The sequence below is a fragment of the Polynucleobacter sp. 71A-WALBACH genome (assembly GCF_018882365.1).
In the GTDB taxonomy this organism is placed as follows: domain Bacteria; phylum Pseudomonadota; class Gammaproteobacteria; order Burkholderiales; family Burkholderiaceae; genus Polynucleobacter.
Map to the genome: position 1 here is coordinate 420,727 of NZ_JACVOP010000001.1, position 17,547 is coordinate 438,273.

At 41.9% G+C, this 17,547-nt stretch carries 22 protein-coding genes and 1 tRNA gene; 7 read left to right on the forward strand and 16 right to left on the reverse strand.

Annotation, left to right across the window (positions count from 1 at the left end; all coding sequences use genetic code 11):
• Nucleotides 1–32: 32 nt before the first annotated feature.
• From ICN42_RS02150 to ICN42_RS02185, 8 genes are all read right to left on the reverse strand, one after another.
• Entirely contained in the window at nt 33–587 is a 555-nt protein-coding gene (locus tag ICN42_RS02150) for a peroxiredoxin (protein ID WP_216250253.1), read from the reverse strand.
• 135 nt (nt 588–722) lie between these two features.
• The gene (locus tag ICN42_RS02155) at nt 723–1,121 is read right to left on the reverse strand and encodes a hypothetical protein (RefSeq protein WP_216250256.1); all 399 of its coding nucleotides are present in this window, start codon (nt 1,119–1,121) and stop codon (nt 723–725) included.
• A 139-nt stretch (nt 1,122–1,260) separates the two neighbouring features.
• The gene (locus ICN42_RS02160; RefSeq protein ID WP_216250259.1) at nt 1,261–1,572 is read right to left on the reverse strand and encodes a cytochrome c, class I; all 312 of its coding nucleotides are present in this window, start codon (nt 1,570–1,572) and stop codon (nt 1,261–1,263) included.
• Nucleotides 1,573–1,582: 10 nt separating this feature from the next.
• On the reverse strand, nt 1,583–2,803 hold the full coding sequence (locus ICN42_RS02165) for a molybdopterin-dependent oxidoreductase (RefSeq protein ID WP_216250264.1): 1,221 nt from the start codon (nt 2,801–2,803) through the stop codon (nt 1,583–1,585).
• A gap of 112 nt (nt 2,804–2,915) precedes the next feature.
• Nucleotides 2,916–3,158, reverse strand: coding sequence for a DUF2789 family protein (locus ICN42_RS02170; RefSeq protein ID WP_216250267.1), 243 nt, complete (start codon nt 3,156–3,158; stop codon nt 2,916–2,918).
• A gap of 330 nt (nt 3,159–3,488) precedes the next feature.
• A complete protein-coding gene (locus ICN42_RS02175; protein WP_216250270.1) occupies nt 3,489–4,010 on the reverse strand; it encodes a hypothetical protein in 522 nt (173 codons plus the stop codon).
• Between the two features lie 15 nt (nt 4,011–4,025).
• Nucleotides 4,026–4,517 (reverse strand): peptidoglycan-associated lipoprotein Pal, encoded by a 492-nt coding sequence (pal, locus tag ICN42_RS02180; RefSeq protein ID WP_216250272.1) that lies wholly within the window; start codon nt 4,515–4,517, stop codon nt 4,026–4,028.
• Nucleotides 4,518–4,600: 83 nt separating this feature from the next.
• Nucleotides 4,601–4,954 carry a hypothetical protein gene (locus ICN42_RS02185; RefSeq protein ID WP_216250277.1) on the reverse strand — a complete coding sequence of 118 codons (354 nt, stop codon included), beginning with the start codon at nt 4,952–4,954 and terminating at the stop codon, nt 4,601–4,603.
• A 322-nt stretch (nt 4,955–5,276) separates the two neighbouring features.
• On the opposite strand from ICN42_RS02185, the gene ICN42_RS02190 reads away from it, so the two are divergent.
• Nucleotides 5,277–5,840, forward strand: a complete 564-nt coding sequence (locus ICN42_RS02190; protein WP_216250279.1) for a hypothetical protein — start codon at nt 5,277–5,279, stop codon at nt 5,838–5,840.
• Here the strand turns inward: ICN42_RS02190 and ICN42_RS02195 are convergent.
• Together ICN42_RS02195 and ICN42_RS02200 are read right to left on the reverse strand one after the other, a co-directional pair.
• Nucleotides 5,745–6,872 carry an IS1595 family transposase gene (locus ICN42_RS02195; RefSeq protein WP_216250282.1) on the reverse strand — a complete coding sequence of 376 codons (1,128 nt, stop codon included), beginning with the start codon at nt 6,870–6,872 and terminating at the stop codon, nt 5,745–5,747. The genes ICN42_RS02190 and ICN42_RS02195 overlap by 96 nt on opposite strands.
• Nucleotides 6,873–7,104: 232 nt before the next feature.
• A complete protein-coding gene (locus tag ICN42_RS02200; RefSeq protein ID WP_216250285.1) occupies nt 7,105–7,347 on the reverse strand; it encodes a hypothetical protein in 243 nt (80 codons plus the stop codon).
• Between the two features lie 119 nt (nt 7,348–7,466).
• Between ICN42_RS02200 and ICN42_RS02205 the strand changes: the two genes are divergently transcribed.
• On the forward strand, nt 7,467–8,462 hold the full coding sequence (locus tag ICN42_RS02205) for a hypothetical protein (RefSeq protein WP_216250288.1): 996 nt from the start codon (nt 7,467–7,469) through the stop codon (nt 8,460–8,462).
• Nucleotides 8,463–8,607: 145 nt separating this feature from the next.
• Here the strand turns inward: ICN42_RS02205 and ICN42_RS02210 are convergent, their stop codons facing one another.
• Together ICN42_RS02210 and ICN42_RS02215 are read right to left on the reverse strand one after the other, a co-directional pair.
• Nucleotides 8,608–9,756 carry a DNA cytosine methyltransferase gene (locus ICN42_RS02210; protein ID WP_216250291.1) on the reverse strand — a complete coding sequence of 383 codons (1,149 nt, stop codon included), beginning with the start codon at nt 9,754–9,756 and terminating at the stop codon, nt 8,608–8,610.
• Between the two features lie 72 nt (nt 9,757–9,828).
• Nucleotides 9,829–10,119 (reverse strand): XRE family transcriptional regulator, encoded by a 291-nt coding sequence (locus tag ICN42_RS02215; protein WP_216250294.1) that lies wholly within the window; start codon nt 10,117–10,119, stop codon nt 9,829–9,831.
• Nucleotides 10,120–10,487: 368 nt separating this feature from the next.
• Between ICN42_RS02215 and ICN42_RS02220 the strand changes: the two genes are divergently transcribed.
• The 4 genes from ICN42_RS02220 (at nt 10,488) to ICN42_RS02235 (ending at nt 15,617) form a co-directional block, all read left to right on the forward strand.
• Entirely contained in the window at nt 10,488–12,170 is a 1,683-nt protein-coding gene (locus ICN42_RS02220) for an AIPR family protein (RefSeq protein WP_216250299.1), read from the forward strand.
• 78 nt (nt 12,171–12,248) lie between these two features.
• Nucleotides 12,249–12,818, forward strand: a complete 570-nt coding sequence (locus ICN42_RS02225; protein WP_216250303.1) for a GIY-YIG nuclease family protein — start codon at nt 12,249–12,251, stop codon at nt 12,816–12,818.
• A gap of 498 nt (nt 12,819–13,316) precedes the next feature.
• Nucleotides 13,317–14,387 carry a hypothetical protein gene (locus tag ICN42_RS02230; RefSeq protein ID WP_216250305.1) on the forward strand — a complete coding sequence of 357 codons (1,071 nt, stop codon included), beginning with the start codon at nt 13,317–13,319 and terminating at the stop codon, nt 14,385–14,387.
• Nucleotides 14,388–14,651: 264 nt separating this feature from the next.
• Complete coding sequence (locus ICN42_RS02235; RefSeq protein ID WP_216250308.1) at nt 14,652–15,617, forward strand: P63C domain-containing protein; 966 nt, start codon at nt 14,652–14,654, stop codon at nt 15,615–15,617.
• 28 nt (nt 15,618–15,645) lie between these two features.
• On the opposite strand, the gene ICN42_RS02240 is transcribed toward ICN42_RS02235, so the two are convergent.
• The 4 genes from ICN42_RS02240 to ICN42_RS02255 all read right to left on the reverse strand — a co-directional run bounded on the left by ICN42_RS02240 (nt 15,646) and on the right by ICN42_RS02255 (nt 16,683).
• A complete protein-coding gene (locus ICN42_RS02240; RefSeq protein ID WP_216250311.1) occupies nt 15,646–15,882 on the reverse strand; it encodes a hypothetical protein in 237 nt (78 codons plus the stop codon).
• A 19-nt stretch (nt 15,883–15,901) separates the two neighbouring features.
• Nucleotides 15,902–16,207, reverse strand: a complete 306-nt coding sequence (locus ICN42_RS02245) for a hypothetical protein (RefSeq protein ID WP_216250314.1) — start codon at nt 16,205–16,207, stop codon at nt 15,902–15,904.
• A 117-nt stretch (nt 16,208–16,324) separates the two neighbouring features.
• Nucleotides 16,325–16,540: a hypothetical protein gene (locus tag ICN42_RS02250; RefSeq protein ID WP_216250317.1), complete on the reverse strand. Its 216-nt coding sequence runs from the start codon at nt 16,538–16,540 to the stop codon at nt 16,325–16,327.
• A 53-nt stretch (nt 16,541–16,593) separates the two neighbouring features.
• Nucleotides 16,594–16,683 (reverse strand) — tRNA-Ser (locus tag ICN42_RS02255).
• Between the two features lie 193 nt (nt 16,684–16,876).
• Between ICN42_RS02255 and ICN42_RS02260 the strand changes: the two genes are divergently transcribed.
• Complete coding sequence (locus tag ICN42_RS02260; protein WP_216250319.1) at nt 16,877–17,488, forward strand: tautomerase family protein; 612 nt, start codon at nt 16,877–16,879, stop codon at nt 17,486–17,488.
• Nucleotides 17,489–17,547 lie beyond the last annotated feature (59 nt).

The window sequence follows — 17,547 nt, forward strand, 5'->3', positions numbered from 1 at the left end:
CTAAACAGGGGGCAGTTTATGCTCCCTGTTTTTTAATGGCTCTTCAAATAATCAATTACCCATGCTGGATCACTATCGCTTGGGAAGATGGGGTAATGAACTGCCTCAATTACGCCGTTGTTCGCAATGAGCGTGACTCGCTTTAAGAGAGTCATTCCAGCAACAACAAATGTTGGCATATTCAATGCCTTTTGAAATTCATAATTCACATCACTAGCTACTGGAAATGGGAGATGAAGTCGATCGGCCATCTCTTTTTGATACTCAGTGGTTTGAACACTTAAACCCACAACCTCGGCACCCAATGATTGAAGCTCTTGGTAATGATCCCTAAATGAACAGCTCTGCGGTGTGCATCCTCTTGCTCCAGGAATTTGATCCCAACCATCTGGCAAAGCAACATTGGGCTGCCCTGTCATTGGGTAGCAATAAATAACCAGCTTACCTTTGATGTCACCAAAGTTAATGATCATTCCATTGGTAGCATTTAAAGAAACATTGGGTAGTTTCATTCCCTTCAAATGATTGGTTGAGCCGTCATCTTGAGGAATAGGTAGATCTGTAGGGAGCTGATTTAGGTTTGTCATATCTAAATACTATACAAAAAAGCCCCACATGAGGCTAAGGCAAAATAAAAACCACCCGAAGGTGGTTTATGGATTCTTGGTGGCCCGGGGCGGAATCGACCAGGGCCGAGGATGTCTAATCCGACTTGGCTTAAATTACATCTTCACAATTTTCCAAGCACCATTTAAGAAGCCATCACCAGTTTTATCGCCTGGCTTGGTATCTTTAACCCAGAAATATAAGGGCATACCTTTATATGCTAATTGTTTTTTGCCATCGTCTCGGGTGATCACAGAGTAATCGCCAGAAACAGTCGGGTTGCCGTCAACCAAGAGCGGAGGCCAATTAGCGGCACATGGGCCATTACATGTAGACTTACCAGAACCAGCGGTATCTTTAGCAAAGGTATACAGGGTCATGTTATTACTTCCTACCAACATGCCATCACTAACTTTTGTATACGGAGCCATTGCTCCTCCGCCCATCATTGACGCACATGCGGCCAATGTAGCAGTAGCAATCAAGCCAATTAATACGCTTTTAATATGATTCATCTGGATCTCCTTTGAGTGTTATTGATTGAGTCTACGCTGAATTTGTGTTTATCGCATTAAGTTGCTTAGAGCAGGCGAGCTTGGAATAAAAAACCACCCGAAGGTGGTTTAGGTATTAATAGGGCTAGATTCTGAATCTCTACTTCCTATTTGCCCCATAAGTCTTATTTAGATAATCCACTATGACTGGGACTTCTTCATCTGTAATTTGGGCCTTGAAAACATTTTTCATTCTCAAGACCTGCGCATTCCAATATCCTACTCCAGTGTTGGGTGGCTGATATTCAGCATAGTGGGCCGAGTGACAGGCGGAACATTTCTGTAAGGTCAGCTGATAGCCAGGCAAATCTGAAGGTCTCCATAAAATAGTATCTGCTGGCAACTCAATCGTTTTAGCTTGTGCCATTTGTGCCAAAGCAAGAACGGATAGAAGAAGGATAATTTTTTTCATATTCTTCTCCTTAAACCGCCGTGACTTTGACAGTCTCAACAATATTTCGCATATAGCCAGCAGGCATCCAGCTGGCCGTCATCGGCTGAACTTGGCCAGCATGATTAAAAGCTCTAACTCTCAAATCAAGAACGCCTTTTTGTTTTGGTGTGAACTCAACTCGCCACTCTCTAAATGAGAAGCGTCCAAGGTCCTGACCCAATCTAGCCTCGGTCCAATTCTGTCCATTGTCTTGAGAAAAAAGCACTTTCTTAATGCCGTAGCCAGCATCAAAGGCAATGCCTCGAGCTTGAACGGCCTTACCAACAGTGACAACACTATTGTCTGTGAAGTTCGTAATGAAAGAGCGAATCGTAAATTGATTAATTGGAATCGTTTTAGTGGGAGCAGTTCCAGGCGCAACACAGTTACAGTCATTGTCTGGAATGCGATAGGCAGGATTCATCCAGTAGCCGTTATACACATCATCAACCACCTTGATTTCACTAAGATGTTTAACCCAGTAGGTGCCGTAATAGCCAGGAACAATTAATTTAATTGGATAGCCATTGAGAAAAGGAATATCGGTACCATTCATTTGATAGGCAACCATGACATTGCCATCCATGGCGTGATCAATGTCTAAGCCTTTTACAAAATCAGAATCACTTGGCAATACTGGTTCATCCAATCCATTAAAAGTCACCTGCTTAGCACCACGACCAGGATTGGCCGCCCTCAGAATATCTTTTAGGGCAACGCCAACCCAAGCGGCATTACCCATCGCACCATTACCGAGTTGACCGCCATTCACCCTAGGTTCAAACAAGCCACGACTGTTACCAGAGCATTGATTAACAGCAACAATGCGTTGAGATGGAAAGTTTTTCTTTAAAGACTCTAGAGATATCTCTAAAGGTTTTTCTACATTACCGCCAACCTTTAATCGATAAGTATTGGGATCAATCGATGTTGGAATACCCGCCATGTGATAACGCACAAAGAATTCATCATTCGGCGTAATGACATGATTGTCGTAATACTTAAATGGGGTTTCTAATTGCGGTGGCCTAGAGGTCAACACAATCATGGGCTTCTTTTCAGGAAAGGCCATGAGTTCGCGCTCACCATAGGCTATGGGTAAATTTGTTTTCTCTGCTCCCATTGCCCAAGATGGCAATAATGAACTGGCTCCACCAGCCAAGGCCGCTGTAATGACTTTACGTCTATTAGTAAAGTTTTCTGAATTCATGGATATCTCCTCCATAGTATTTTTGGTTCAAATCAGAATAGCCACTTTTAGAAAGCAACGCCTTAGTGATAACCCTTGGAATTCATTAAAAGCGCTGTTTTAAACAATATTTTTATGAGTTTGGCCTTCTAATGAGCATGTTCGCCAATTGATCAACTACCTCCGACCACTCTGAGTCATCCGCTTTAGCCTCAATCAAAAAAGCCTTTTGATCTGGCGCCCAATAAATGGCATCGGACAAGATAGACCCCGGTTTTAATTGGTGTCTTTCTACAAATCGTTCCATATGAATCTGTTGCGAGGAAAGCCCTAACTGCTCGAATAGCTCCTCAAGGGTTCTTTGATGTTCACTCATCACAATTCTCCTTTACCAATATTTAAATGGCTTCTCGGCGTCCACATCTCCGCCTAGGGCCCTCATATTCATATTGCAGTGGGGACAGGTAAGCCCATCCCACTCCGACAAATGGCTACTAGAGTGGCAACTGGTACAAACTGGCGGCATACTAATTTCAGTATTAATGCTTCCTGGATGAGCAACTGTATATGCATCAATTGTTGAACAAGACTTGCAGACCATTGCCACTCTAGAAGAGTGAAGCCCAACTTCTCTCCCTATGCCACTGATGCATTCAAACTTACAAGAACGACAGACAAATTTATATCTAGCCATAAACAGCCCCCACTAATTATTTTTAGGCTGAAGCGCCAGCTTCTTCATGTGAGCATCTTGAATAAGCAGTTGCCTTTCTTGATTAGCTACACCAATGGTGATCTTTTTAGCGATAAGGTCCGCATACACGCCATCAATCTTCTTAAAGAAATCCTCATAGATCATTTTCTTTTCGGAACCTAAGCCCTCCAAAGCAATGGGCCGGCAAGAGTTTGCTTCAACCAAATAATTCGTCAATGCCACAGCTTGCTGATCAGTCAATTTATCTGGTGAACTAAAGAGTGCTTTAGCGTGAGGGTTGTTTCTTGTAACAGAGATGATTTGACTATCTACCAATAATGCATCAGCACTTTGATTGCTACGGATAATACAATCATTCAGTCTTTTAGCTACAGCCCCCGAGTGATCTGGTGCTGGAGCTGTCATTGGTGACGGAGCCTTTGCAACTTGCACTGAATTATTGGGTGCAAAGTTTGTCGCACATCCACTTAGGAAAGCAATTCCTATCAAACTTAATTTAAATATGTTTTTCATTGAGTAGCCCTTTAGTTATTGATAGACAAAATCAGCGCGGCGATTTTCTTTAAATGCCGCCTCTGTCTGATCTGAATTAGCTGGCTTTTCTTTTCCAAAGCTCACCGCCTCTAACTGAGATTCGCTAACACCTTGAGCAATTAAAGCCTTCTTAACAGCTTCTGATCGCTTTTGGCCTAGGGCTAGGTTGTACTCTGCAGTTCCACGATCATCCGTATTGCCTTGAATGATGATGAATGCTTTTTGTTTTTGAAATGCTTTTAGATATGCGGCATGAGCAGAGATAGTGGAAACATACTTTGGATCTACGGTATAGCTATCAAACTCAAAATAAATTGAACGCTTGCCATAGACGCTAGACTTTGGATCACTGATTGGATCGTAACCAGAAGAGCCCCTAGCATTAACAGTAGCAACGCCATTAGTGTCATCTAATTTAACGCTACTGCAGGCGGAGACGAATAAAACCAATAATGCCAAAGGCAATATTTTTACAAATTTAAACATGATGAAATTTCCCAAATATAGCTACGCACTGGTAGCCAAATAGCAAAGGGACATGCTAGAAAAGCACGCCCCACCTAAGAAAATTAGGCAATAGCTTTGGGTGGTTTAAACGCTGAGTCAGGAAAGTTTTGCGAAAACAAAACTTCTTTTGCAGGAGTAAATTTATTGGTAGTTATTGGCGGAAGAAAAATGGAAATTCCAACATCGCTAATATTTGCAGTTACATGACTCATAAGATACATGGTGTGAACCTGCTCTTTATCGTCAGCCGATTCAGAACTGCTGTGTGTTTGTTGTGAGACTGAAGCATTGCTGTAACTACCAGCAAGCTCTGCCCGCTCTATTGCGGCCTGGATAAAAATACTCCCAGCGGCCACTTTGAATGAGATCAAAAAGAGGCAAATCAATAAAACGATGGTTTTACTACGCGGCAACATGGCACAAATTCTATACCTGATTAACAAATTTGTCGTTTTAAACGACATCGACTGATGCGGGGATGTCTACGTGAACCGTCCTTTAAAAGGACACTTCATGAACCAGACACCCAGTCTAGAAACAGAGTGGTGGAATCCTGATTGACGGATTAAATCTATGGGATTTGACCGACTACGCTAAAAGCAAGGTGGAGATACCATCAACCACTTTAGAAACAAACAGGCAATAAAAAACCACCCGAAGGTGGTTTTGGTATTTCTTGGCACTATTAGGTAGCAGTTACCCAAGACTTTAATAGGTTGCTTCACCACAATAGGGGGTATGTTTCGCATACCCCCTTCTCTTTCTTGGTTGATAAATAAAAGAGCTCAATTATTGGGCGAAATTAATGCTGCCAGAAAAAATCTCAGTGAATATATCGCCGCCGAGGAAGAAAGAATAGCTTCCCTTGAGGTGAGTCTAAAAAATTTAGACGGGACAATGAAATTGCATGAGATTCAAATAGATCCCAAGCTAATTTCAGCAAAAAGGGTTAACAACGCCAAAAAGCATTTACCGCATGGTGGCTATACAAAATTAATTCTTGATAGCCTTAGGCAAGTACACCCAACCGCTATTGGTACTGATGATTTAACCTTAATCTTAATGAAAGTGATAAATAATCCAGAATTAACTTTCGAAGAGTTAAGGCCAATTTTTAGGCAACGTCTTAAAGCAATGTCTAGAAAAGGCACGATTATTGCTGTTCATAAAGATAACCCAGCATGGAATGCAAAGGGTTTATGGAAATTAAATCCCGACGGCATCCCAAATCCCAAAAAGGTCGTCAATGGTGAGCTCGCATCCTCTTTTGTGCCCTTGCCAATAACCCCTCCACCAGACTGACGTACCGTGCTTACCAATCTTGGTAAATATGTCCTGCATTTTTTCTTTATTCGTTTTTCTTCGTACCTCTTCACGCCATACCATCTCATAGCTGTAGTCCGTACAATAGGTCGGTCTCATTCCATGGGTTACTCCCACGACATTTCTTCTCATTCTGGAGAAAAATGATTCAGCTTGATTTTCGTTATAACCCTCAGCACTCACATATTCTTTGGAGTGGACCACTGTCTTGTGGTCATAAAAAGCAGATAACCAGCCATAGCAAGGGGCTTCGTCCGTTTGGATGGTTGAACCTCTAGCAACCAATCTAGAGACAATTTTTTTAACCTCTGGCTCACTCTCGGACCTAGCGACAAAGGTTAAGGTCTGCCCAGCTCCTTTGCCTTTCACTGTTTTTCTGATGACAAAGACTAATCGCTTCTTCTTGCGATTTCGAATTGTTTTCATGGAAGTCTTATGTTTTGGAACAAACGTTTTACCAGTCTTTAAATTTTCCTCAATGATGCGTGCTTTAACCTTGGGGTCGACTTCAATTTTCCTGGCGGGATTACGTTTCATGCCGCAAAACCAGCCGCCGTCTATTTCTATATTTCCAGACATAAAAGATACATCCGCTTGATAAATAAACATTTCCCTGAATTTACCAAACAGAACTGAAACTGTTTTGGGGTTAATTCCCAAATTATTTGCGACATGAAGTGCGGCAATACCTTTCTGCGCGGTCACGAAAGTCAGAATCAAATCTAATATCAAGTGATATTTGAGTTTTCGCTTATGAAGGATAGTCCCAGAAGTCGGGCTAAATTGCCTGTAGCAACCTCTGCAGGTAAATTGCATTCTCTGGCGCTTAAAGTAATGATTATTTATCTCGCCACAGTCTGGGCAAGCTTGCTTGTCGCCCATTTCCCAGCGAAATTCACAAAACTTCCAAAATGCCTGTTCCTCGCTGATCCCCATCAGGTCCTTTCTGGAAAATCTTCTAACAGCGCTACTTTGGAGAAAGTGTTGCCCCTGCTTCTTTTTTATACTCATTTAGTGCTTTTTCACGCCAAGCAAAGGCTTGGCCCCTAATGCGTTTGGAAAATTAAGAAAAAGCACTTCCCCATGCCCAAAAAATGGGCTTGACATGAAAAATGACCTAGGAGATACTGCAGACATCAATCGCCGTCAAAGCTTGATGCACTGATGAAAAACCGGATATCCGCTACAACGGAATTCGGTTTTTGTGCTTTTATCCCTCGCTTTACTACTCTTTACTTGGGATTCATGGGGCACCTCCATTTGAATTGTTATTTAGCCTATTAATCCAGTTGGCTACATCGCTTGTTTTGGCATATCTGCCCTTACGGCCGGGCAAATTAAATATATCGATTTCAACAGCCCCGTTTCGTACGGCTTTTGCAAAACCAGCCCAGGATTTATATCCAAGCGCCTTGTATAGATTTTCACCTGTCATCAGTGGGCCATGCTGCTCCAAGAGCTTTTCCAAAAGGTTGTCAGATGTCATCTATTGCCTCAAATTGCCATTAAAAAATACTGAATATCGCTATTAATAGCACCCTTTTTTGATATTCTTGAGAGCATGAAATGATCAATTTCATCGTACCAATCGAAAATCAGGGTTAAATGAATAAAGTCGCGAATCCCGCGCCGTTAAAAAAATCTAAAGCCGGCAGAAAAGAGCGTATGCAGATTGAAGGCTTTAGGGCCAAGGTTTGGTACTGGGCTGTTAGGCACTACAGTCAATTATCGGATTACAGATTAGATATGGAGTTTGGGCAGGAGGAAGGGCCCATTGAAACAGGTGGCGTTGGCAGAACACGCGTCTTTGGGGTGATTAAGAACAAAGGGACTGTCCCCAGTCGCGGCAAACACCCCAAGAGAAAGTTTGATCTGATTGAAAGGGTTGGCGATGTCTACCCTGAAACCATATGCTATTTTGATTCCCTGATTTGGGAATTATTTACTCTTGAGCCTTATGATTTGAAGGCAACAAATCAATTTTTAAATAAGTGTTTTGAAAAACATAAAGTTGCATTGATTAGTGGGAAATCAGCTGGAATTTGGGCGCAATACGCTCATCAACAACAAGAGCATGGCTTTGAGGACTATTTTTGGAATAGACGAAAACTAAGCTCCTTCAAGATGTCCCTGATTAATACGCTTGATTCGATTCCAGATAACTTGGATTCCTTGGCTTTATTTGGAGCGCTGTATCGAAAATACCACCTGGAGTTTAATCACCTTAAAGCTGAAGAAATAAAAGATGTTTTTAAAAGATGTCTTTCTGAAATCGCAGATTCAGAGGCGATGGAAAGGTGCGGCGCTACCTTTAAAGCACTAGCAGCAATGAATATTCTATGTGGACGGAAGGGGGTATTTCCGACTAGAAGAAATCGCCCGCAATATGATGATGAAGAATCGGTGCAACTAAAGTCGTCAGGAACTCTTTTGGTGAGCAATCTGAATTCTGCATATCATTTTTATAGGAAAAATAGGGGCGAAATTTCGACCAATATAACTAAAGGGCAGGAAGTTTTCTTGCAGATGCTGGGCGAAAAAGATCCGGTCAAATGTAAAAGGCTCAAGAATTTATACGAACAACTTGGCTATAGAAAATAGAGCATCTGTGGGGGGGGTGACAGCACTCAATCCAAAAGGTGTCCGCACCCTGAAATAAAGACTCTGAAATATTTCACTTCGCGTTCATCCTCTTGGAATAGATGCTATCGGAGCTCTATCAAAGTTTGAGTGGTTTTAGGGCAAATTAGGCTAGGACCGCCAGCTTACTTAATAAATGCCGAGCAAGATATCGAGCCACTGGAGCGGCAACAGCATCGCCCATGGCTTGATAGCCATCGTTATATGAACCAGGCAATTTATATGACTCTGGAGCACCCATGAGCCGAGCAGTTTCGCGCACCGTTAGTAGTCGAGTTGCCAAACCTTTGCTATGTTTTATAACTAAGTACTGGCGGCTACTACCTCCCTTGGGGGTTCGCAAGCATCCAGCAATTCCATCAAATCGCAACTCCAGAACCTGACTTCCATTGCGCGTGCGCTTATATCCCGGAGCAACTGCAATAGAGTCGCTTGATACCAGATCACGATGACGTTTAGGTATTAAACTAATGTTGCGAGCAGATGTTTTATCGTCATGGCACTCGGCTGCCCACTCAACAATGTCCTCTAGATTTTTCTTGCGCGCCTTGGGCTCCGGTAAATTCCACCACAGCCAGCCCTCCAAATTTCTAGCTGCTGATACCACGGCATTTGAATGAGCCCATGTTGGGCCGTCAGCCAGTAGGGCTGCAGGAATATCGATCGACTCCTTTATGGCAATAGCAAAGACACGGGGTCGCGAATGAGGCACCCAATGCGATGCGTCCAACTGCACAACTCCCACTAAATATCCTCGATTGCGCAATCCTTCGTGCAACATTCTATATTGACTGCCGCCATCAACAGACATTAAACCCACCACATTTTCAGCCACCAGGATTGACGGTGTATTTTTCATCTCATCCATTACACGCAACCATTCCCACACCAAACCGCTTCGCTCCCCATCGATGCCAGCGATTAGCCCGGCCAGCGAAAGATCTTGGCAAGGAAAACTTGCCCATGCAAGCGGAGCATCTGGAAGTGTAGAGCCATCAACATCCAGAATTGAGCCGAGGTGAAAGTGTTTTGTGCCATGATTGGCGGAATAGACGGCAGCTTTTTTTTCGCAAATATCATTTGCCCAAATCGCATTAAAGTACTTTTGTACTCCATAGGCTACTAAGCCGCTACCAGCAAAAAATTCGAGGTATCCATGGAGGGGTGCCTTTTGGGCTTTCGTTTTAATTTGCCCAAGTTGCTTAACCCTTGGCAAAAGGGGTTTGCATTCTTTAATTCGGATATGTCGTTCCATGCGCAACTTTATATGTTAATGACAACGCTTAATTGTCATGATTAATACTGTATAAATATACAGTATTTAGTTTCACTGATCTATTCTTGAGGATGTGGGGTGCGGGCTACCCCTAAAACGCCCCGTGGCAGTTCCGCGCGACTTTTTTGGTTGGATATCAATCTTTTCGAGAATGCTTTCGAAATCAATCCTGCATTCTTTCATTTCACCCAGTAACGCTGCAATTAATGCCAAATGTGATGGCACCAACCCTTTTTGCGAATAGTTGGTAATCGAACTGCGATTCATTTTTGTTATATCCGCAAATCTATAGGTGGTAAGACCAGCCTTACCCAAGTGATTTTTAAATTCTTGATAGGTCATTGAAGGGATTCTAACTGCCTTATTTAAATAGTGCTTTAGTCTGACTGTAATTCACATATTTTTATTTTAATTAAAAATAAATTTATTTGCAATAATAACAAATAAATAAAGCTTAATAAGACTTTAAAAATATTCATATCCATGAGCTTGCCTGAGACCATGTGGCACCAACTTTGGTTATCTAGATATATTTCAAATGGCGATGGTTGTTAAAATCTATTGCCCCCGCTAAACCATGTTTGCTACGTCCAATGGTGTTTCTAGCTTTTATGGGGTTTAAACTGAGGCTTTAATTGCAATTAAATTTCATTTTCAAATGATGTGCCCCTGCTTAAGCTGGCCGCATATAAAAACAGGGGCAAAAACCGATGAGCTCAATCCTTCTTGATAGCATCCTTCAAAAAGAGAAGCAAAAATATCCAGCGGATTTATCTGATGATGTTCTATTTGAATATTATTCCGCCGACAATATCTTGGTTAACTACGACCTAAATAGTGATGAAATTGAATGTGGGTTAATAGATGGCTCTCGTGATGCCGGTGTGGATGCGGGATATATTTTTGTAAACACAAACTTAGTTGCAGAAGACTTTAAATTTAGCTCCATCCGAGAGCCGGTTGAGCTTGAGTTGTATTTAATACAATCCAAAAACCAAGATTCATTTAAGGAGGGTCCGGTTGATAAACTCGCCTCATCTTTACCGCTCTTGCTGGATCACACAAAAAAACAAGAGGAACTGGAGCCTCTTTTTAAAAAGGAAGTGGTCGAAATTTCCCGAAGATTTCTTGATGCAATGGATAAGCTTGCTGATAAGTTTCCAAAAATATCAATACGAATTTTTTATTGCTGCAAGGGAATTGAGCCCAATGAAACCACTAAAGCAAAAGCAACTGCTCTAGAAAATACCCTCAAGGGTATGCAATTTACCAACGTGAATTTTAGGTTTCTTGGCTCACAGAATTTATATGAGCGATCCGCTCTCCAAAAAGTTCTAGTGAGCAAACTTACTACAACGGGTACTCCAATTTCCGGGGCCAACTCATACGTGGGGCTAATTAAATTGCGTGATTATCTGAAATTTATTTCAGATGATGGTGGAAGTTTAATTACTAGAATATTTGAGGCCAACGTCCGCGCCTACCAAGGTGAAGTCGAAGTTAATCGTGAAATTGCAACCTCCTTAGGGGCTCCAATAGTAGATTTAGATTTTTGGTGGCTGAATAATGGCGTAACCATAGTTGCCGATGAGGCTAGCTACATAAATAATCAATTGGTAATTAAAAATCCATTGATTGTTAATGGCCTGCAGACATCCCATGAAATTCATGCGTTCGCAAATTTACTTCGGGATAGTGATGAGCGCTCTATCCTAGTGCGTGTCATTGTTGAGCAAGATATAACCAAGCGCGATCAAATCATTAGGGCGACAAATCGTCAAACAAGTCTTAATAGCTCATCATTTAGAGCAACCGAACAAGTCCATCGCGAATTAGAGGATTTTCTTTTAACAATTGGCTACTATTATGATCGTCGAAAAAATGCCTATAAACGTGAAGGAAAGCCTGCAAATAAAATTATTAGTATCGATAGGTTGGCCCAAGCTATTCTCTCTCTTCTCGTGCAAGAGCCTCATACTGCGCGCGCACGACCAACGACTGCCATCAAAAGCGATGTTGATTACAGACGCATCTTCTCGGGTGATAAAACTCAGCAGCCATTGGAGATGTATGGGGTTGCTGTTCGCCTATTAGAAAAAGTAGAGAGTCATTTAAAAAGCATTTCAGGTGATGAGGCAAGAATTTATCGCAATAACCTTAAATTTCACACGCTAATGGTTCTGGGGTGGGCTATGAACCAAAGCGCTAACCTACCCGCACTGCGCATCGCGCAACTGAACATGTCAAAAATGACTGATGAACAGGTGGGAAAAGTTGTTTCTTGGGTATTTAATGAGTTTAAGGCGGCTGGGGCGGAAGATAAAACCGCTAAAGATAGCTCATTCACTAGCCGACTAAAAAGCAACTGGAGTGCGGCTGCAACGAGTGTCTAAATCTCTTACTATTTATTAAATGTAATGGGTTAAAAATGCAAAAAAGGCTAGAAGTAATTAAAATTATTGGGGTATTAAATGGCTATTGATCTAGCATTTCGTCAGGTGGCGCTGCGCGCACTCACAAACGATATTGGATGCTACGTTCTCTGCGATCTTAACGGTGTGCCTATGTATGTTGGGCAATCAAAAGACGGAATTCGCTCTAGAGTTAATCGACATCTTACATCTGCGAGATCAGACATCATTGCTAATAGGCAAATCGATGTATGGGAAATTGCATTTGTGTGGGCATATCCAGTTTCAGAGAGGGATGATATTTCCCCACTTGAGGATGCGCTCTTCCATGAATTTCATCCAAAGTCTGCGTTAATGAATGGGAGGGTTCCTCAAAAGCCGAAAAAAGAATTGGCGCTTCCAAAGCCAGCGCAAATTGTTCAAGTAATGTCAGATGCGGAAATTGCAGAGAAGCTTGATCCCGCGTTACGCTTGCCACGACAAGCGGAGCACTATACGCAAATTGTGGGGCATTTTTTGGCAGTCAAAAACTCAAAAGAAATTGCTGGTGCAATACAGGCTCACTTTGATCGCCTGCAGACTTATCACAATGAATTGCTGGGTAAGGCCGTAGATATTGAAGGCGACTAGGTAAAACTGGATTTAGGGCGATGCAATTAATGTCATTCGATGATGCGCTTCAATCATCCCCCGACCCCACTAAAAGGCATCTTCTGTTGGGACACGGTTTCAGTATTGGCTGTAGATCTGACATATTCTTGTACGGGAAATTATTCGAGCAGGCTGACTTTTCTAAATTTTCACCGCCACCCAAGAAAGCCTTTGATCCCCCGCCAACCTATTGAACCCAAGGGTTAATAACGCTTCAGGTAAATGTACAATAGATCGCCACGTATGCTTTCGTTCCCATAGTTTATGAATGCACCCACTCAGGATTTCGCAAATTCTTCATTAAGCCTCAAGTCCAATCAAGAGGGGCGGCGACCTCTCCGGGCATTTCTTGACAGTGCCGATTACTCAATCCTTTCTGATGAGAGGCGATCTAAACCGCAATTGAGTAAATTGAGGGATCAGCTAATTGGATGGGCTGATTCGGGTGCTGTTGAATTTTGGTATTCCGGGACTATTTTGAGTGAAATGGCACCATTAGAGAGTCGGTATGCTGGCGCATCGGTTGCAAGAGCTGATTTGTTGGTTAGGTTATGCAAGAGGCAGGCTCTTATTTCGTTTGACCAAATCCTTTTAAGAGAACTGCAAATCTTAAGGGCTGGAATACTGGAAACGGACTTAAGATCCGTTTATTCATATACAGGCGATTGGTTCCCTGAGAATGCTGTCGATATTTTGCCAGTGTCTTGGCTTGAAGGTATTCGAGAGTTTGATGTGGGCGCAAGGCAACAGGGCCATAATCGAGAGACTCGAAGAAAGCTAAAGAAGCAATTCTTCAAGAATGGACGGCCAACAAATGTAATGAGTGGGATGCTCGAAAAGCGGCAATTTGATTTGGACGAATTTCTTCAAAAATATCCAATGCGAGAGAACGATGCTCTGGTACTTGCAGGTTACGTAGCAGGAAGAGCCACTTGCGCTCAAGCTCAAGAAGCATTTCTTGCCAGTTTGCGCGACCCAAGCTGGATGATTCGATGGTATTACAACCACTCCAATAAGTTATCATCATTCACCGACTGGGTTCGGGGCTCTTCGAGCAGTATTGTTGAAATGATTGAGCAAGTCTCCGAAGATGCACTAATTCTCAAAGGAGACGCTGAAAAATTAAGAGAGACGGGATCGGAGTTAGGCATATCTCCGCTATTTCCAGCTATAGATAAGCTATGGTGGTTAAAACAGCAGGATCAATTAGTCGCTCACCTTGCAAAGCAACTTGCATCTCGACTATTTGAAATTTCTCTAGAGGACCGTACTTCATCGGATGTCGATAGACTAGCTCCAGGGTTTTCAACTTGCATAAGAGTGCTCCATTCTTCAATCTGGGAGTCAGTCGGCCCATCTGCTCGTAATCCTAAGCCAAGTGATTGGGCGGATACTCTTCACGCGCTGTACGCCCCTTATGTTGATATATTTCGCACTGATTCGTACATGGCACGAATTATTCAAGAAAAGACTCATAAATACGGAACTACCATCGTTGCAAAAATTGAAGATTTAGCGGAACAAATTGAAGTGCGACTGGAAGATTGATTGGTTAAATTGGGGGCGCTGGAGCCCTTAGAAAAGCAAAGCGCCGTAAAACAAAAGCCCAAGGCGAGCATCAAAAGCAACAAAAGATAGCAAAAGTTGCTTAGACGAAGGCTCCTAAGGGGGCTTTTTTCTTGCCCATGATGATTTCCTGGTCAGGGGAATGAGGGCATAAAAAAGTGCCTGAGCAGGTGTTTATTATGCTTAATTTGATTTTTATGTTTGCTTGCATATATAATTTGCAAGTAAACTACTTACGGAGACATTATGCAAGCAAAAGACCCATCAAAACAGAAAGGAGCACTAGCAAGAAGTGCGGTTCTGACCCCCGAAAGACGAAAAGAGATTGCTACAAAGGCTGCATTAAAGCGGGCGGGATATATAAGCGCATCTCATAGTGGAAATATAGTTATTGGTGGGGCCTCAATACCATGCGCAGTTCTTGAAGATGGAAGGCGTGTTGTTTGGCAGCGTGAAGTTGTTGGCCTTCTTACTGGAAATAAAAAAGGTGGATTGGGGAGGTATTTATCACCGGCCAATTTAGAGCCCTATGCTCCTGAAAAATTTAAATCGGGAGGATTTGATGAAACTGCAATTTCATTTGAAATTAATGGAAGAAAAGCTCACGGATTTGAGGCTGAAGATATTGTAGAAATTTGCAGAATGTATATGAATGCTAGAAGGGCAAATGCACTGTTACCAAGCCAAATACATCTTGCTGCTCAAGCTGAAATTATTGTTCTTTCACTGGCAAAAGTTGGTATAACGGCCTTAATTGATGAAGCAACAGGCTATCAAGAAATAAGGGATAGAAAAGCCCTTCAATCATTGCTAGATGCATATTTGAAAAAAGAGCATGCGGCATGGGCCAAAAGATTTCCTGATGAATTTTATCGGGAAATGTTTAGGTTAAAAGACTGGGTTTATCCGACTGTATCTGGTGGAAAACCTGGTGTTGTAGGAAGGTACACCAATGATTTAGTCTATGAAAGACTAGCTCCTGGACTGCTTGATGAACTAGAGCATAGAAACCCTAAAAATGAATCTGGCTATAGAAAAGCAAAACATCATCAATGGATGACTGATGATATTGGGCATCCTGCTCTTGCCACTCACATACATTCAGTCATGGGGTTAATGAGGGCTTCAGATACGTGGGATCAATTTATGACAATGATGAATAGATCGTTTGTAAAAAAGGGTGATCAAATACCTTTAATGCTCGATATTTAAAATCAAGCCCCATAAGGGGCTTTGGTTTTTAATCAATCCATGGTCTTATCATTGATTCAATTCTTTTCATTTCGGTATCGTAATGAGATTTAGATGCGCCAGCGTCAATTAGACTTTTTGAAAAAAGTGCTTTAGCTTCTTCCCATGTCATATTATCTTTAATAAATTTTCCTAGCAATTCATAAGCTCTCTCTAAGTCGCTTGGATGGCGCGCAAATTCTTTATCAGTACTTCCAAAGCAGCTATTAATTTTATATATAGCCATTTAACCCTCCTTAAGTAAATTAATCTCTAATATCAAAAAGTCTAGTATCCATGTCTTCTGGAATGTCTCCAAGGGTTACTGTAACAAGCCAGCTATGAAGCTCTTGATGATTTTCTTTGCTCCTGAATATGTCATAGTGAACGGATAAGACAATAAATTGCTGTACCTCTGATGGTGAGTTGACTGGATAATGTCTAACTATCTCACCAACTCTTGGGATTGGCATGCCAGCTTTAATCTCTACTGGCACATCGGTAATTAAATAACCCGAACTTGGCCGCTCTGCGTCATTTGATAAGTATTGAAATCTAATTGCACCACTCATTTTTAAGCCCCTTTACAGTTTTGATCCATTCTTAATTTAGGTCTTTATCTTTTGTGACGAGAATATGTCCTTCGATAGTCATATCAATTTCTTTCGCTAAATTGCTGCATTAAAAAATTATTCAAGATTTTCAATCACGACCAAACCATTGGCATCTCTATAAACCTGTTGATTAAATTCAACTTGAATTTGTTTATCAGATCGCTGCTTTAATCTATAAAAATCAAGACCAGAGAAGTCTAGGCTGCAGTCATCATCATAGTTAGATAGATACTCCTTCATCTGTCCAACAGTAATTAATGTTGGGCGTTCATTTTTGGATTTAGTTTGCATTTTTATATTTCCCATATCGATTCAAATTTAAAAACATTAACTTACATACCACCTGGCGGAAACGGACGGATTCGAACCCTCGATACTCTTACGAATATGCCGGTTTAGTAGACCGGTGCCTTCAGCCGCTCGGCCACGTTTCCTTTTGCTACTTAATATTCCTATTCTTCAAACGGCTCACGGCTGCATAGACCCAGACCATCTTCATCACCCGGAGGAAGGACTACTTTAGATCCCTTGATCTCACCAGCAACTGCCCTACGGTAGTTAAGCTCGGTATTGGTTCCATTATTTATAACATATTGATTTAACTAGGATTAAGCGGCAACTACATAATTGCGCTACAGCTATCACATAGCACTGAATAACCTATTGATTTACAACGATTTAGGTAACTGCTACCTAATAGCGTTTCTTGGTGGCCCGGGGCGGAATCGACCAGGGCAGAGGATTCCTATCCTAGTTAGTGATACAGTAAATCTTAATCAAACCACTTTTGGAGAAAAAATGCCGACCTATACAGTGACTTATTCCAATACAAAACTAAACTCCGCACAAATGGAGGGTATTGCTCAGGCCATTACAAAGACTCACAACGAGTGTACAGGTGCGAATACCTACTTCGCACAAGTGATATTTCAAGAAACCCCGAACGGTAAACATTTTATGGGTGGCAAACCAGTCCAAGATAGCCAAATTTTCTTACATGGACAAATACGGGCAGGGAGACCGCCGGAACTTAAAGAAAAACTTATATTAGCAATGAGGGAAGCTTTAATTAAAAGCTCTGGTCTAAGCAAAGATCAAATTTGGATTTACATTGTTGATCTCGTTCCCGCCCAGATGATTGAATATGGCGAAATCCTTCCCCTATCGGGAAAAGAGAATGAGTGGTTTGCTAGCCTATCAGCCGATCTACAAGCAAAACTAAAGGCCCTAGAAAAATAGCCCAACAAGTGGGCTATTAAGATTCTTGGTGGCCCAAGGCGGAATCGACCAGGGCACAG

Bases quoted from the DNA above. Each gene is read 5' to 3' on its own strand.
- ICN42_RS02150 (WP_216250253.1), bottom strand. From the start codon at position 587: ATGACAAACCTAAATCAGCTCCCTACAGATCTACCTATTCCTCAAGAT.
- ICN42_RS02155 (WP_216250256.1), bottom strand. From the start codon at position 1,121: ATGAATCATATTAAAAGCGTATTAATTGGCTTGATTGCTACTGCTACA.
- ICN42_RS02160 (WP_216250259.1), bottom strand. From the start codon at position 1,572: ATGAAAAAAATTATCCTTCTTCTATCCGTTCTTGCTTTGGCACAAATG.
- ICN42_RS02165 (WP_216250264.1), bottom strand. From the start codon at position 2,803: ATGAATTCAGAAAACTTTACTAATAGACGTAAAGTCATTACAGCGGCC.
- ICN42_RS02170 (WP_216250267.1), bottom strand. From the start codon at position 3,158: ATGAGTGAACATCAAAGAACCCTTGAGGAGCTATTCGAGCAGTTAGGG.
- ICN42_RS02175 (WP_216250270.1), bottom strand. From the start codon at position 4,010: ATGAAAAACATATTTAAATTAAGTTTGATAGGAATTGCTTTCCTAAGT.
- pal (WP_216250272.1), bottom strand. From the start codon at position 4,517: ATGTTTAAATTTGTAAAAATATTGCCTTTGGCATTATTGGTTTTATTC.
- ICN42_RS02185 (WP_216250277.1), bottom strand. From the start codon at position 4,954: ATGTTGCCGCGTAGTAAAACCATCGTTTTATTGATTTGCCTCTTTTTG.
- ICN42_RS02190 (WP_216250279.1), top strand. From the start codon at position 5,277: ATGTTTCGCATACCCCCTTCTCTTTCTTGGTTGATAAATAAAAGAGCT.
- ICN42_RS02195 (WP_216250282.1), bottom strand. From the start codon at position 6,872: ATGAGTATAAAAAAGAAGCAGGGGCAACACTTTCTCCAAAGTAGCGCT.
- ICN42_RS02200 (WP_216250285.1), bottom strand. From the start codon at position 7,347: ATGACATCTGACAACCTTTTGGAAAAGCTCTTGGAGCAGCATGGCCCA.
- ICN42_RS02205 (WP_216250288.1), top strand. From the start codon at position 7,467: ATGAATAAAGTCGCGAATCCCGCGCCGTTAAAAAAATCTAAAGCCGGC.
- ICN42_RS02210 (WP_216250291.1), bottom strand. From the start codon at position 9,756: ATGGAACGACATATCCGAATTAAAGAATGCAAACCCCTTTTGCCAAGG.
- ICN42_RS02215 (WP_216250294.1), bottom strand. From the start codon at position 10,119: ATGACCTATCAAGAATTTAAAAATCACTTGGGTAAGGCTGGTCTTACC.
- ICN42_RS02220 (WP_216250299.1), top strand. From the start codon at position 10,488: ATGAGCTCAATCCTTCTTGATAGCATCCTTCAAAAAGAGAAGCAAAAA.
- ICN42_RS02225 (WP_216250303.1), top strand. From the start codon at position 12,249: ATGGCTATTGATCTAGCATTTCGTCAGGTGGCGCTGCGCGCACTCACA.
- ICN42_RS02235 (WP_216250308.1), top strand. From the start codon at position 14,652: ATGCAAGCAAAAGACCCATCAAAACAGAAAGGAGCACTAGCAAGAAGT.
- ICN42_RS02240 (WP_216250311.1), bottom strand. From the start codon at position 15,882: ATGGCTATATATAAAATTAATAGCTGCTTTGGAAGTACTGATAAAGAA.
- ICN42_RS02245 (WP_216250314.1), bottom strand. From the start codon at position 16,207: ATGAGTGGTGCAATTAGATTTCAATACTTATCAAATGACGCAGAGCGG.
- ICN42_RS02250 (WP_216250317.1), bottom strand. From the start codon at position 16,540: ATGCAAACTAAATCCAAAAATGAACGCCCAACATTAATTACTGTTGGA.